Source organism: Fructilactobacillus florum DSM 22689 = JCM 16035 (genome assembly GCF_001436645.1).
In the GTDB taxonomy this organism is placed as follows: Bacteria; Bacillota; Bacilli; order Lactobacillales; family Lactobacillaceae; genus Fructilactobacillus; species Fructilactobacillus florum.
Map to the genome: position 1 here is coordinate 52330 of NZ_AYZI01000005.1, position 13731 is coordinate 66060.

Consider the following 13731-nt stretch of genomic DNA (forward strand, 5'->3'; position numbering starts at 1 on the left):
GACTGATATGAAAAAAAGAAAGATTCCCATGCGAAAAGATGTGCTTTCGCAGGAAATGTTTCCCAAACGACAGTTAATTCGAATTGTGCGTGATCAGCAGCACCAAGTGACTCTCGACCCTACGGGGAAAAAATCAGGACGCGGGGCCTATGTTCGCATTGATGTAGCTGCGGTAAAAGAAGCTTATCAACAGCGCACTCTCGATCAGGTTTTTGAGATCCCACTTTCTGATCAGTTTTATGAGGAATTAATTGCTTACGTCGATCATTTGCAAGCACGTCAGGAATTAATTAAAAATGAAAAACTATGATAAAGTAGTAAATTTATTGGGAATTGCTCGTCGAGCTGGTAAAATAATCTCAGGTGAAGAAATTGTGTTAGCGGGAATTAAAAACGGTTCAGTGGCATTTTTGTTTTTAGCCAGTGATGCTGGTCTTGCTACCGCAAAAAAAATCCAAAATAAGTGTCAGTATTATCAGATTCCTAGCTGTACAGCGTTGTCAAAAGCAGCTTTAAGTACGGCGATAGGACAACAACGAACGATTGTAGCAGTTACAGATCAAGGGTTTGCGAGGAAAATAAATGAACTGATTAAAGAATAAAGGAGCGTGATTCCATGGCGAAAAAACGAATCTACGAATTAGCAAAAGAGCTTAAATTACCAAGCAAAAGGGTTTTAGATGCAGCTCAGGCACGTGAAATTGATGTAAAAAATCATATGGCAACCTTGGATGGTTCACAGGAGAAAACAGTGCGAGCATACTTACAACCACGCAAGGCAACTAATAATAAGCCAAAACCGGCTGCTAAACGAGCTACCACTCGTTCGCAAACGGACCAAGCAACGGCTTCTAAACCAGTGCGGTCAGCAAAAGCAAAGCCACAGGGAAAGACGGCTACTACTCAACATCAGCAGCCACATTCAACTACACAAAAACCAACAACTGGAAAGAATCACAGTTCCCAGGGACAGCATCAAACTAAGACCAAAACTACCGGCAACGGAACTGGCAAGTTTGGTGGAAGTCTAAAGCGAAGTAGTAATCCGAATGGAACTGCAAACAGTAACAAAAAGAAGCGTCGAAACCGGAAAAATCGGACTAATCGCTTTAATAGCATGTATTCTAAAAACCAGCGAATTCGTCAGAATCATAAGAAAAAGGCGCCAACAGTTCGAAAAAATCGGCCGTTACCAGAAGTGTTAGTTTATCAAGACGGAATGAATGCACAAGATTTGGGTAAGATTTTGCATCGTGAACCAGCAGAAATTATCAAAAAGTTATTCATGCTTGGGATGATGGTTAATCAGAACCAATCATTAGATAAAGATGCGATCGAAGTTTTAGCTGACGACTACGGGATTAAGTCCCAAGAGAAAGAAACGGTCAATGTTTCTGATATTGATAAGTTTTTTGAAGAAGAGGAACAAAACAAAGACTATCAGGCTCCACGTCCACCAGTAGTTACAATTATGGGGCACGTTGACCATGGGAAGACGACGTTATTAGATTACTTGCGCGACTCTCATATTACGGCTGGGGAAGCAGGGGGGATTACGCAGGCAATTGGTGCGTACCAGTTACATCATGATGGTAAAATTATTACCTTCTTAGACACGCCTGGACACGCTGCCTTCACAGAAATGCGAGCTCGTGGTGCTAACGTGACTGATATTACCGTTTTAGTGGTTGCTGCCGATGATGGAGTGATGCCACAAACCGTTGAAGCAATCGATCATGCTAAGGCAGCCCAAACACCAATTATTGTTGCCGTTAATAAAATCGATAAGGCCGGTGCTAACCCTAACCATGTCAAAGAACAATTGATGAATTATGGCTTAGTGCCAGAAGATTATGGTGGCGATACGATTTTTGTTGATATTTCCGCTAAGAATGGAACGAATGTTGACGAATTGCTCAACATGATTCTTTTACAGTCCGATGTGATGGAATTACAGGCTAATCCTAAACAAAATGGAGCTGGTTCAGTGATTGAGGCTCGACTTGATCGGGGAAAAGGTCCAGTTGCCACTTTGTTGGTTCAGCAGGGAACTTTACACACGGGTGATCCAATTGTGGTTGGCGATACTTTTGGTCGGGTTCGAACAATGGCAAATGAACTTGGTCAGGATATTACGACCGCTACTCCCGCCACTCCAGTAGAAATTACAGGTTTGAATGGGGTTCCAGAAGCCGGTGATCGGTTTGTAGTCTTTAACGATGAAAAAACGGCGCGAACTGCTGGAGAAGAACGGGCTAAAGAAGCTCAGTTGGAAGAGCGAAAACAAAATAATCGAGTCACGCTTGATAATCTGTTTGATTCCATGAAACAAGAGGATTTAAAACAAGTAAATGTGATTATTAAAGCTGATGTACAGGGATCTGTTGAAGCACTCGCTGATAGTCTTCGTAAAATCGATGTTTCTGGAGTTAATGTGAATGTCATTCATGCTTCGGTAGGAGCCGTCAATGAAAGTGATGTTGCGCTTGCCAAGGCTAGTAATGCAATTATCATCGGCTTTAATGTGCGTCCTACGCCTCAAGCAAAGAGCCAAGGAGAACTTGATAATGTTGACATTCGCTTATACCAGGTGATTTACAATGCCATTGATGATGTGACGGCCGCAATGAAAGGTAAACTTGATCCAACCTATGTTGAAGAAGTTACTGGGAATATTGAGGTACGTCAGCTTTATAAGGCTTCTTCTGTGGGTACGATTGCTGGTGGCATGGTTAGCGATGGTTTTGTTGCCAACGATAGCAAAGTTCATCTTATTCGAAATGGAGTCGTTAAGTATGATGGTGAACTTGGGAGCTTGAAACGGTTTAAAGACGATGTTAAGGAAGTTAAGCAGGGCCATGAATGTGGTTTAACCATTGAAAATTACAATGACATTAAAGTTGGCGATGTGATTGAAGCTTATCGAATGAAAGAAGTTGCACCGCAATAATTTTAAGAGGTGAGAAACATGGCACAGTATCGCGTTGGTCGGTTGCAACAAGAGATTCAAAAAGAAGTTGATGATATCTTGTTAAAGCGAGTACGAGACCCACGAGTACAAGGAGTTACCATTACTGGAGTAAAGGCAACTGGTGATCTTCAGCAGGCTACGATTTATTACAGTATTTTGTCCGATGACCAGCAAGAACAAGAAAAAGTGCAACAAGGACTGGATAAAGCTACTGGATTAATTAGAGGAGAACTTGGTCATCGCCTTAGTATTTATGTTACTCCAGAGATTCACTTTGAGTTAGATCAGTCGGTTCAATATGGAAATAAGATTGATCAACTAATTAACAAATTAAACCGTAACTAGCAAAAATGACTGAGATCAATCTCAGTCATTTTTACGTACATAAGGAGCGTGTGGAAATGATTAGTGGCATAATTCCGCTAAATAAACCGGTAGGAATGACTAGTTTTGATTGTGTTAGTCGGATTCGCCACCTTTATAACCAGAAGCGGGTGGGACACAGTGGCACCCTCGATCCGAATGTTAACGGGGTACTACCCATCTGCTTGGGATATGCAACCAAACTAGTTGATAATTTAATGGCTACGGGTAAAATCTACCAGGGAGCAATTACATTAGGATTTGCAACGACTACAGAAGATTTAGATGGAACGATTATTGCAACTGATTTTGACTTTAAGCCATTAACAGACCAGCAAATTAATAATGGGCTCCAACATTTTTTGGGGGATACGATCCAAATCCCACCAATGTATTCGGCAGTCAAAGTTAAGGGACGTCGTCTTTATGACTATGCTCGTCATGGGGAAACAGTTGAGCGTCCGAGACGACAGATTAAGATCACCAATTTTCAACAGCGATGCGCTAGTTGGATCGATCCTATTTCAAAAACTCAAACTATTTATTTCACGGTACATTGCAGTAAAGGAACCTATGTACGAACACTAGCGGTTGACTTTGGAAAGTATTTTGGAGTTCCAGCAGTAATGACGCAGTTAACTCGCATGATGAGCGGTGGGTTTACTCTAGCAGAGACAGTTACCTTGGAGGAATTGGAGCAGGCCGCCCAAACCGGGCAACTTGCAGAAAAAATCCAACCCCTCGGACGGGCTTTGCAGGGACTGCCAACCCGAGAGCTAACAGCATCTCAATTTGAGCGAGTTCAGCATGGTGGTTTTTTAGATGCACGTGAGTTGGCTAGTCAAAAACCAATTTTAGTCTTGCGCTATAATAATGAGGATCGTGCGACCTATCACTTAGATCAAAGCAAACAACAGTATCGTCCTGAAAAAATGTTTAGATTGAATTAGAGGAAATTATGAAAGTAGTTAAGATTGCATATCCACAACAACTCCCGGTTTTTGGTGGGCAGCCATTGGTTTTAGCAATGGGATTCTTTGATGGAGTCCATCGGGGGCACCAACAGGTTTTACAACAGGCTGCGGACCTTGCTCATCAGAAACAAGTACCGTTAGCAGTTTTGACCTATGATCATCATCCGGCCTTAGTTTACCAAAAGCTTGATGGTGATGCCGGGCGTTATTTAACCTTGTGGGAGCGAAAACAAGAATTATTAGCACAGCAGGGTGTCGATCAGATTTATCAAATTAATTATAACTTTGCGTTTCAAGCACAAACGCCACAGCAGTTCGTTGATCGGTTTTTGCTACCATTACATCCGATTGCAGTTGTAGCAGGTTTTGACCATACATATGGGACAAACCAGGCAGATATGGATCATCTAGAGTCCTATAGTCATCAGCAGTTTTCAGTAGTAAAGGTCGGGCAAGCCTCCCTTGGGGGTGCCAAAATTAGTTCGACTGACATTCGCCAATCCTTAGCAATGGGGAAGTTGACCTTGGTTAACCAGGCGCTTGGATACCAGTTTGAAACAACGGGGACGGTGATTCACGGCTTTGCTCGAGGGAGAAAATTAGGTTTTCCAACGGCAAATATTCAACATAGTGAATTGCAACGGTTACCAGCTGAGGGTGTTTATGTGGTTCAAATTGCGGTCAATGGTCGGTGGTATCAGGGAATGGCTTCAATCGGACGTAATACAACCTTTGGTGATCATAATCCAATTACGGTAGAAATCAATATTTTGGATTTTAATCAAAACATTTATGGAAATCAGGTTCAGATTCGCTGGTTACAAAAGTTGAGAGATAATGTTAAGTATCAGGGCGAAGCCGCTTTGATTGAGCAACTTAAGCTTGATAAAATTGCCACTATAAATTATTTTAAATAGTCAGCATTAATTTGACCTTATTTCTTGACGCCTGTGACATTCCTTGTTAAAGTATATTTGTACCTTAGCACTTGGAGTGCTAGAGTGCTAAAAAGAGGTGGTGAAGATGCTCACTGAAAGGCAGAGCTTGATCTTAAAGCAAATTGTTGACACTTATTCTGCGACTGGAGAACCAGTCGGATCGAAATCACTGGCACAGCGACTTCCAATTAGGGTTAGCTCAGCTACGATTCGCAATGACATGAGTATTTTAAGTGCAAACGATTACATTGAGAAGCTGCATACTTCATCAGGGAGAGTACCATCCGAACGGGGTTATCGGTATTATCTTGATCATCTTGCAGAACCAGCTCCACCAGATGCTCAGTACCAGCAATACATTCAAGAGTTGCTCGGTGGTTCATTTCAACAGCTTGATGATATTGTCAGGCAATCAGCAGAGGTTCTTTCGGAGTTGACTGAGTATCCGGCGATTACTATTAGTCCGGAATCACAAACTGGTGAAATTGTTCAACACCTTCAGGTTTTAAAATTAAATGGCCACCATCTTATGGCTGTCGTGATTATGAATACCGGTCAGGTTGAAAATCAGGCATTTGTGGTTCATGAGGATTGGAGCACGGCACAGCTTGAGAAAGCTACTAATATTCTCAATGAAACATATGCTGAGCAACCATTTTCATTAGTGGTTAAAGACTTAGCAACTAATCGCTTGCAATCCCTAGCAGCGGTAGTTCCAAATCTTGCAGTTCTTAGACATGTTTTCCAGTATGTTTTGCAAAAGTTCACTCGGGATCAATTTTTCTTGAGCGGACGTACTAAACTATTTCCTGTTGGAGTTGCCAATGCAGATGATTACGGACAGTCTAATTCGCTGGTAGATATTAATGATGATTTGTTATCAATTGTGGATGGGGTTATTAGCCCCCTATCAGTTCAACTAGGTTTTGAACTGCCCAATAATTCATTACGATCTTATAGCATTGTCAGCGGACTTTATGACGTTGGTGTTCATGGAATTGGTAGGATTGCAATTATTGGTCCAACGCGGATGGAATATCCGAAAGTAATGGGCTTAGTCGATGCGTTTCGAACTGAATTACAGAATCGTATCAGTGGTTATTACCATGGATATGAATAAAAGGGGAGGATTAAGATGTCAACAGAGCATGACAAGCAACAGAAATCTAAACAAGTTGATGAAACAGTTGCTAATAAAGCTAAAGCTAAAAAAGAAGCTCCTGTTAATGAAGCAACTGTTGATCCTGCCACAGAAAAAATCAAACAATTGCAGGCAAAGTTAGATCAAACTCAAAATGATTATTTGCGTGCTCAGGCAGAGATTCAAAACATTGAAAAAAGTAATCGAAAAGAACGAGAGGCGCTGGCTAAATACGGTGCACAGGATCTCGCCAAGGAAGTAGTACCAGTCCTTGATGACTTGGATCGAGCGCTTACTGTGAAAGTAAATGATGACAGCGGGAAACAGCTCAAAAATGGGATTGAGATCGTTCAGCAGCATTTAAAAAAAGCTCTGCAGGATAATCAAATCACTGAAATTAAGGCTGTCGGTGAACCGTTTGATCCAAATCAGCATCAAGCAATTCAAACAGTTGCTGTTAGTGAGGAACATCCTAAAAACACGGTCGTGCAGGTCTTGCAGACCGGGTATTTACTTGACGATCGGGTGTTACGACCAGCAATGGTAGTTGTTGCTCAGTAGTGGGATATAATAAAATAACAGAAAGAGGTTTTTAAAATGGCAAGTAATAAAATTATTGGAATTGATTTAGGAACAACCAACTCAGCTGTAGCAGTGATGGAAGGTGGCAAGCCCAAAATCATCACTAATCCCGATGGTTCTCGGACTACTCCTTCGGTAGTTGCTTTTAAAGATGGTGAAATTCAGGTTGGTGAAGTTGCTAAACGGCAAGAAATTACCAACCCAAATACGATTCGTTCTATCAAAAGTCATATGGGTGATGGTAGCTACAAAGTTGATGTTGAAGGGAAGCAATATACACCTCAGCAAATTTCAGCAATGATTTTACAATACATTAAGGGTTATGCTGAAGATTATCTTGGTGATAGTGTGTCGGAAGCTGTCATTACAGTTCCAGCTTACTTTAATGATGCCCAACGGCAAGCAACCAAGGATGCAGGTAAAATTGCCGGATTAGATGTAAAACGAATTATTAATGAACCAACGGCGGCTGCTTTGGCCTATGGTCTTGATAAACAGGATAAAGACGAAAAGGTTTTGGTTTATGATTTAGGGGGAGGAACCTTTGATGTTTCTGTCCTTGAATTAGGTGATGGTGTTTTCCAAGTTCTATCAACAAATGGTGATACACATCTTGGTGGTGATGACTTCGACCAACGGATTATTGATTGGTTGGTTGCTGATTTTAAGCAAGATCACGGAATTGATTTGTCCAAAGACAAGATGGCTTTACAACGGCTGAAAGATGCTGCGGAAAAGGCAAAGAAGGAATTGTCTGGGGTTCAGCAGACCGAGATTAGTTTACCGTTCATAACTTCGAATGATAGCGGTCCACTTCACCTGCAAACAACATTAACACGGGCTAAATTTAATGAATTAACTTCCGATTTGGTTGATAAAACGAAGGTTCCATTTGAGAATGCTTTAAAAGATGCTGATCTAACTACCGGTGATATCGATGAAGTTATCTTGAATGGTGGGTCAACTAGAATTCCAGCTGTACAAGAGGCTGTCCAGAACTGGACCGGTAAAAATCCAAATCACTCAATTAATCCAGACGAAGCAGTTGCCTTGGGAGCTGCGGTACAGGGTGGTGTACTAACAGGTGATGTTAAAGATGTCGTCTTGCTTGATGTTACCCCATTGTCGTTAGGGATCGAAACGATGGGTGGCGTCTTCACAAAATTAATTGAGAAAAACACGACGATTCCAACTTCTAAATCACAGACGTTCTCAACGGCTGCTGATAATCAAACGGCAGTTGATATTCATGTATTGCAAGGGGAACGTCCAATGGCAAATGATGATAAATCATTAGGACGGTTTCAATTAACTGATATTCCAGCTGCTCCCCGGGGAATTCCTCAAATTGAAGTTACTTTTGATATTGACAAAAATGGGATTGTAAATGTTTCTGCCAAGGATAAGGGAACTGGAAAAGAACAAAAAATTACCATTAAGGATTCAAATGGTCTTTCCGATGAAGAAATCGATAAGATGATGAAGGAAGCATCAGCCAACGAAGAAGCAGATAAAAAGAAGAAAGAAACGGTTGATTTAAATAATGAAGTTGACCAGCTGCTATTCCAAACTGATAAAACTTTGAAAGATGTTGAGGGCAAAGTTTCTGAAGATGAGATTAAAGAAGTTAAAGCTGCCCAAGAGGACTTGAAAAAGGCCAAAGAAGCCGGGGATCTTGACGATTTGAAAGCTAAGAAGGATGCTTTAAATGAGAAAGTTCAGGCTGTGGCAGTAAAATTATATCAACAGCAACAAGAAGCACAGGGTGACCAAGCTACTGGTACTACTGATGATCAGAAAAAAGATGATGGGGACACTGTTAACGGTGATTTTCATGAAGTTCATGATGACGACAATAAATAATCCGATTCAAGAGCTGTTATAACTGGTAAAAAGCCAAAGCCTCGTTGAATTGCTTTGGCTTTTTGTTGTAAGAAGCGGATTACGGCTTGGAGGCTAATGATGGCGGAGAAAAATTATTATGACGTATTAGGAGTTGCAAAAGATGCCTCTGAAAAGGATATCAATCATGCTTATCGTCATTTATCAAAAAAATATCATCCGGATCTGAATAAGGAACCCGGAGCTGAAGCAAAATTTAAAGAAATAACAGAGGCTTATGAGGTTCTAAGTGATCAACAAAAACGTGCTAATTATGATCAATATGGTTCTGCTGATGGTCCACAAGGATTTGGTGGAAATGGCGGAGCTGGTGCTGGTGGCTTTGGCGGAGGCGCTGGCTATAGTGACTTTTCAGATATTTTTAGTGATTTGTTTGGTGGCGGACGTCGTCAACAACAAGATCCCAGTGCTCCGAAAAGAGGTCGAGATCTACAATACGAATTAACTTTAACGTTTGAAGAAGCTATTTTCGGTAAAAAAACTAAGATTAGGTATCACCGAGCCGCACAATGTTCTGATTGTCATGGTACCGGGGCTAAACCGGGGACGACTCCGGAAACCTGTCCAGATTGTCATGGTAGTGGTGCAATTACACGAACGGTGAATACCCCGATGGGGCAAATGCAGACGCAAGCGAGCTGTCCTCGGTGTCAGGGAACCGGTAAAATCATTAAGGAAAAGTGTCCTAAATGTGGTGGAACTGGTCACTTAGAGGAACAGCATCAAGTTGAGGTTGATGTTCCTGCTGGAGTTGAAGAGGGACAACAAATGCGCTTGCAGTCACAAGGTGATGCTGGTGAGAATGGAGGACCATACGGCGATCTCTACATTGTCTTTCGAGTCCTTGCTAGTAAAGACTTCGAACGAGATGGTTCAACCATTTACTACAATAAAGCGATTGATTTTACCGATGCCGCTCTCGGCAATGAAATTGATGTTAAGACAGTCCATGGAAATGGAAAACTAACCATCCCAGCCGGTACCAACACTGGGACGGTGTTTAAATTAAAGGGTAAGGGGGCTCCCCGCCTGCATAGTAATGCAAAGGGGGATGAGTTGGTCAAGGTAACCATCAAGACCCCAAAGAAACTATCATCTGATCAAAAACTTGCTCTGCGTGCTTTTGCCGAAGCAAGTGGTGATCATTCAAGTGCAAATAAAGGTTTCTTTGAAAAATTAAAGGATAAATTAAAATAACAAATTCGGGGTAGATGAAAATCTACCCCGAATTTGTTTCCATCGGGGCAGCTTGCTATAATTGAAATAATCATTAAGAGTTGCAGCAGAAAGCAGGTACGAAACGTGAACTATGATGAAATGAACGTAAGACAAAAACGGATTCGGAATTTTGCGATTGTTGCTCATATTGATCATGGCAAATCAACCCTTGCCGATCGGATTCTAGAGTTAACAGAAACTGTTTCAAAACGAGAAATGAAAAACCAACTCCTAGATAATATGGATTTAGAGCGGGAACGCGGAATTACGATTAAGTTAAATGCAGTGGAATTAACTTATCATGGGCAGGATGGAGTTGATTACGTCTTTCATCTAATCGATACCCCCGGTCATGTGGATTTTTCCTACGAAGTTTCTCGGAGTTTGGCCGCTTGTGAGGGGGCAATTTTAGTTGTAGATGCGACACAGGGGATTCAAGCCCAAACCTTAGCAAATGTTTATTTGGCACTTGATGATGATTTGGAAATTTTGCCGGTAATCAATAAAGTAGATCTGCCCTCAGCTGAACCAGAAAAAGTTAAGCAGGAGATTAAAGATGTGATTGGAATTGATGCTAGTGAGGCCATTGAGATTAGTGCTAAAACTGGTTTACATGTCGATCAAGTTCTAGAAGCAATTGTAGCAAGGATTCCAGCACCAACTGGCCGCATTGAAGCTCCCTTAAAAGCATTAGTGTTTGATTCTATCTATGACGATTATCGAGGTGTGGTCTTGAGTGTTCGATTATTCGCTGGAACCGTACAGGCGGGGGATCGAATCTCATTAATGAATAGTAAAACAGAATATGAAGTGACGGAAGTGGGGGTTAATTCGCCCCATCCAATTGCTCGCGATTACCTTATGGCTGGGGATGTCGGGTACCTAACAGCTAGCATCAAAGATATTACTAAAACACGTGTCGGAGATACGGTTACTAAAGTAAACAATCCAACGGAACAAGCTTTGCCTGGTTATCGAGAGATGATTCCGATGGTTTATGCCGGTTTATATCCTACCGATAACGCAAAATTCGAAGATCTGCGCGAGGCCTTAGAAAAGCTTAAATTAAATGATGCTGCGCTTGAATTTGAACCAGAGGTATCAGAGGCTTTGGGGTTCGGTTTTCGCTGTGGCTTTTTAGGGTTGTTGCATATGGATGTAGTTCAGGAGCGATTAGAGCGAGAATTTGATGTTGATCTAATTACAACTGCCCCTTCAGTTACTTACCGAGTGGAACTAAATTCTGATGAAACAGTTGAAGTTGAAAATCCAGCTGAAATGCCAGATGCCTCACAAATCAGAGCTATTCTAGAACCCTATGTTAAAGCGACGGTGATGGTTCCAAATGAATATGTAGGGGCGGTAATGAAGCTTTGCCAGGCGCGCCGGGGTCAATTTGTAACTATGGATTACTTAGACAGCACTCGAGTTAATGTAATCTATCAGATGCCGCTATCAGAAATCATTTTTAATTTCTTCAATAAATTAAAAGCCAGTACCCGTGGATATGCGTCACTTGACTATGAAGTTAGTGAATATCAAAAAAGTGATTTAGTAAAAGTTGATATTTTATTAAATGGTGATCAAGTCGATGCCTTAAGTTTCATTTCCCATCACCAGTTTGCTGAGGAACGTAGTCGAGAAATTGTGAGAAAGCTAAAAGAAATTATTCCACGACAAAATTTTGAGATTCCAATTCAAGCCGCGATTGGTGCTAAGATTATTGCCCGAACTAATATTAAAGCGTATCGAAAAGATGTAACAGCTCGGATTCATACGGGTGATCCTGATCGAAGAGCAAAGCTTTTAGAAAAACAGAAACGTGGGAAAAAGCGAATGAAATCAGTTGGAAAGGTTGAAATTCCACAAGCTGCGTTTATGACAGTATTACAAACCGATGAAGAACAGGAAAACTAAGCTGATTATTTGACTACTGAATAATTATTTTGTGAAATATAGTATAATAATGGTTGTAAATAATTTGTTGGAGGATATCATTAATGAATAAAAAAGTAGCCTTGGTTACTGGAGCAGGTCAAGGAATCGGTGCTGCAATTGCTTGGCGTTTACATCAAGATGGTTTTGCCGTTGCTTTGTTTGGTCGGACATTGAGCAAAGTTGAACAAGTAGCGGAAAAAATTCAGGCTGATCATGGATCAGTACTGGCATTGGTTGGGGATGTCGCCGAACGAGATGAAGTTTTTGCGGCTGTTGAACGGACATCCCAGCAATTTGGTGATTTTAATGTCATTGTTAATAATGCTGGGGTTGCCCCAACCACTCCAATTGAGGATGTGACACCAGAAATTTTGGCTCAAACAGAACGAATCAACGTGGGTGGCACCATTTGGGGGATTCAGGCGGCAGCAAAACAGTTTCGTAAATTGCAACATGGTGGGAAAATCATAAATGCTTCTTCGCAAGCTGGAATGACTGGTAATCCGAATTTAACAGTCTATGGTTCGACTAAGTTTGCCATTCGTGGAATTACGGAAACAGCTGCCAAGGAACTCGCTGTTGATAATATTACTGTAAATGCGTACTGTCCAGGGATTGTAAAAACCCCGATGATGACTGATATTGCTCGCAATGTGGCAAAGGAAGCCGGCAAACCATTTGAATGGGGAATGCAACAATTTGCTAAAGATATTGCTTTAAAACGTTTGTCTGAACCAGAAGATGTAGCTGGCTGTGTTTCTTATTTAGCTAGCTCCGATGCTGATTACATGACCGGGCAATCTTTGTTGATTGACGGAGGCATGGTCTTTAACTAGACGGGCAGCAATTAAAATTTGAATATGGCAGTCAAACCATGCTTTACAAAAGAATCCATAGCGGGTTCTTTTTTTGCAAATAAATAAATAACTAGCTAGTACAATTAACTGTCAACAAGAACCAATGGAGAAGGGAGGGCTGCAACCAGTTATCACTAAGCAGCCCTCGGTTGGGAATTGTACTTTCGTGGTTTTATGCATTCATAAAAGGCACCTTAGGCTATTTGTTCAATCCTGACCATTTGGCAATTGTAGCAAGCTTACTAACTTAGCAGGTTTTTAACAACGTTGGGTGAGGTTGTTGCGATTATATCTATTAATTAATGACATAACTTTATTAATTAAGAAAAATGGGATATAATATAGTTGTTATTAATTTCACATGTGTGAAAAATAAAACTACTGGGAGAGATTATCATGGCATTTTCGAAAAATTTCACTGGCTTACAACACGTTGGAATTCCTTCTGGCGATTTAGATCAAACCATTGCTTTTTATGAAAAGCTTGGTTTTGAGAAAGTTGGTCAGTTTTTATATGAAGGGAATCGTTGTGCTTTCATGAAGTACGATACCTTAATGATTGAAACTTGGGAAGGTGACGCGATTGCTAATGCAGATGGTGCAATTAATCACATTTCTCTCAACACCAACGATGCTGCCGCTGCGTTGCAGGATGCTAAAGATTTAGGGTTAGACGTTCAGGAAAATGAAATTCAAACCCGTCCATTTTGGGATAAGGGAATTCGTTTCTTTAATATTTACGGACCTAACCACGAAAAAATTGAATTCTGTGAGATTGTGAAATAATTCAAGTAATTTAGAGCAGCAGGCGTGTAGTTGGCGTCTGCTGTTTTGTTAATTTGTTATA

13 protein-coding genes are annotated in these 13731 nt (G+C 41.1%); all 13 read left to right on the plus strand.

The window, feature by feature from the left end:
* Nucleotides 1-7 precede the first annotated feature (7 nt).
* The 13 genes from rnpM (at nt 8) to FC87_RS03785 (ending at nt 13670) form a co-directional block, all read left to right on the plus strand.
* A complete protein-coding gene (rnpM, locus tag FC87_RS03725; RefSeq protein ID WP_035421377.1) occupies nt 8-310 on the plus strand; it encodes an RNase P modulator RnpM in 303 nt (100 codons plus the stop codon).
* Nucleotides 297-602 (plus strand): YlxQ-related RNA-binding protein, encoded by a 306-nt coding sequence (locus tag FC87_RS03730; protein WP_009167244.1) that lies wholly within the window; start codon nt 297-299, stop codon nt 600-602. Before rnpM ends, FC87_RS03730 begins: the two co-directional genes overlap by 14 nt.
* A gap of 14 nt (nt 603-616) precedes the next feature.
* Nucleotides 617-2950, plus strand: coding sequence for a translation initiation factor IF-2 (gene infB / locus FC87_RS03735; protein ID WP_035421375.1), 2334 nt, complete (start codon nt 617-619; stop codon nt 2948-2950).
* An 18-nt stretch (nt 2951-2968) separates the two neighbouring features.
* Complete coding sequence (rbfA, locus tag FC87_RS03740; protein ID WP_009167242.1) at nt 2969-3316, plus strand: 30S ribosome-binding factor RbfA; 348 nt, start codon at nt 2969-2971, stop codon at nt 3314-3316.
* 56 nt (nt 3317-3372) lie between these two features.
* On the plus strand, nt 3373-4284 hold the full coding sequence (gene truB, locus FC87_RS03745) for a tRNA pseudouridine(55) synthase TruB (protein WP_155830442.1): 912 nt from the start codon (nt 3373-3375) through the stop codon (nt 4282-4284).
* Nucleotides 4285-4292: 8 nt separating this feature from the next.
* The gene (gene ribF, locus FC87_RS03750) at nt 4293-5225 is read left to right on the plus strand and encodes a riboflavin biosynthesis protein RibF (RefSeq protein ID WP_035421373.1); all 933 of its coding nucleotides are present in this window, start codon (nt 4293-4295) and stop codon (nt 5223-5225) included.
* Between the two features lie 106 nt (nt 5226-5331).
* Complete coding sequence (hrcA, locus tag FC87_RS03755; protein WP_035421370.1) at nt 5332-6366, plus strand: heat-inducible transcriptional repressor HrcA; 1035 nt, start codon at nt 5332-5334, stop codon at nt 6364-6366.
* A 15-nt stretch (nt 6367-6381) separates the two neighbouring features.
* Nucleotides 6382-6948 (plus strand): nucleotide exchange factor GrpE, encoded by a 567-nt coding sequence (gene grpE, locus FC87_RS03760; protein ID WP_035421367.1) that lies wholly within the window; start codon nt 6382-6384, stop codon nt 6946-6948.
* A 36-nt stretch (nt 6949-6984) separates the two neighbouring features.
* On the plus strand, nt 6985-8832 hold the full coding sequence (gene dnaK, locus FC87_RS03765; RefSeq protein ID WP_035421365.1) for a molecular chaperone DnaK: 1848 nt from the start codon (nt 6985-6987) through the stop codon (nt 8830-8832).
* Nucleotides 8833-8931: 99 nt separating this feature from the next.
* Entirely contained in the window at nt 8932-10068 is a 1137-nt protein-coding gene (gene dnaJ, locus FC87_RS03770; RefSeq protein WP_035421363.1) for a molecular chaperone DnaJ, read from the plus strand.
* Between the two features lie 120 nt (nt 10069-10188).
* The gene (lepA, locus tag FC87_RS03775; protein ID WP_275452989.1) at nt 10189-12006 is read left to right on the plus strand and encodes a translation elongation factor 4; all 1818 of its coding nucleotides are present in this window, start codon (nt 10189-10191) and stop codon (nt 12004-12006) included.
* Nucleotides 12007-12089: 83 nt separating this feature from the next.
* The gene (locus tag FC87_RS03780) at nt 12090-12863 is read left to right on the plus strand and encodes a (S)-acetoin forming diacetyl reductase (RefSeq protein ID WP_009167234.1); all 774 of its coding nucleotides are present in this window, start codon (nt 12090-12092) and stop codon (nt 12861-12863) included.
* Between the two features lie 417 nt (nt 12864-13280).
* A complete protein-coding gene (locus tag FC87_RS03785; protein WP_009167233.1) occupies nt 13281-13670 on the plus strand; it encodes a VOC family protein in 390 nt (129 codons plus the stop codon).
* Nucleotides 13671-13731 lie beyond the last annotated feature (61 nt).

Coding starts and splice junctions, on each gene's coding strand:
- rnpM (WP_035421377.1), top strand. CDS start 8: ATGAAAAAAAGAAAGATTCCCATGCGAAAAGATGTGCTTTCGCAGGAA.
- FC87_RS03730 (WP_009167244.1), top strand. CDS start 297: ATGAAAAACTATGATAAAGTAGTAAATTTATTGGGAATTGCTCGTCGA.
- infB (WP_035421375.1), top strand. CDS start 617: ATGGCGAAAAAACGAATCTACGAATTAGCAAAAGAGCTTAAATTACCA.
- rbfA (WP_009167242.1), top strand. CDS start 2,969: ATGGCACAGTATCGCGTTGGTCGGTTGCAACAAGAGATTCAAAAAGAA.
- truB (WP_155830442.1), top strand. CDS start 3,373: ATGATTAGTGGCATAATTCCGCTAAATAAACCGGTAGGAATGACTAGT.
- ribF (WP_035421373.1), top strand. CDS start 4,293: ATGAAAGTAGTTAAGATTGCATATCCACAACAACTCCCGGTTTTTGGT.
- hrcA (WP_035421370.1), top strand. CDS start 5,332: ATGCTCACTGAAAGGCAGAGCTTGATCTTAAAGCAAATTGTTGACACT.
- grpE (WP_035421367.1), top strand. CDS start 6,382: ATGTCAACAGAGCATGACAAGCAACAGAAATCTAAACAAGTTGATGAA.
- dnaK (WP_035421365.1), top strand. CDS start 6,985: ATGGCAAGTAATAAAATTATTGGAATTGATTTAGGAACAACCAACTCA.
- dnaJ (WP_035421363.1), top strand. CDS start 8,932: ATGGCGGAGAAAAATTATTATGACGTATTAGGAGTTGCAAAAGATGCC.
- lepA (WP_275452989.1), top strand. CDS start 10,189: ATGAACGTAAGACAAAAACGGATTCGGAATTTTGCGATTGTTGCTCAT.
- FC87_RS03780 (WP_009167234.1), top strand. CDS start 12,090: ATGAATAAAAAAGTAGCCTTGGTTACTGGAGCAGGTCAAGGAATCGGT.
- FC87_RS03785 (WP_009167233.1), top strand. CDS start 13,281: ATGGCATTTTCGAAAAATTTCACTGGCTTACAACACGTTGGAATTCCT.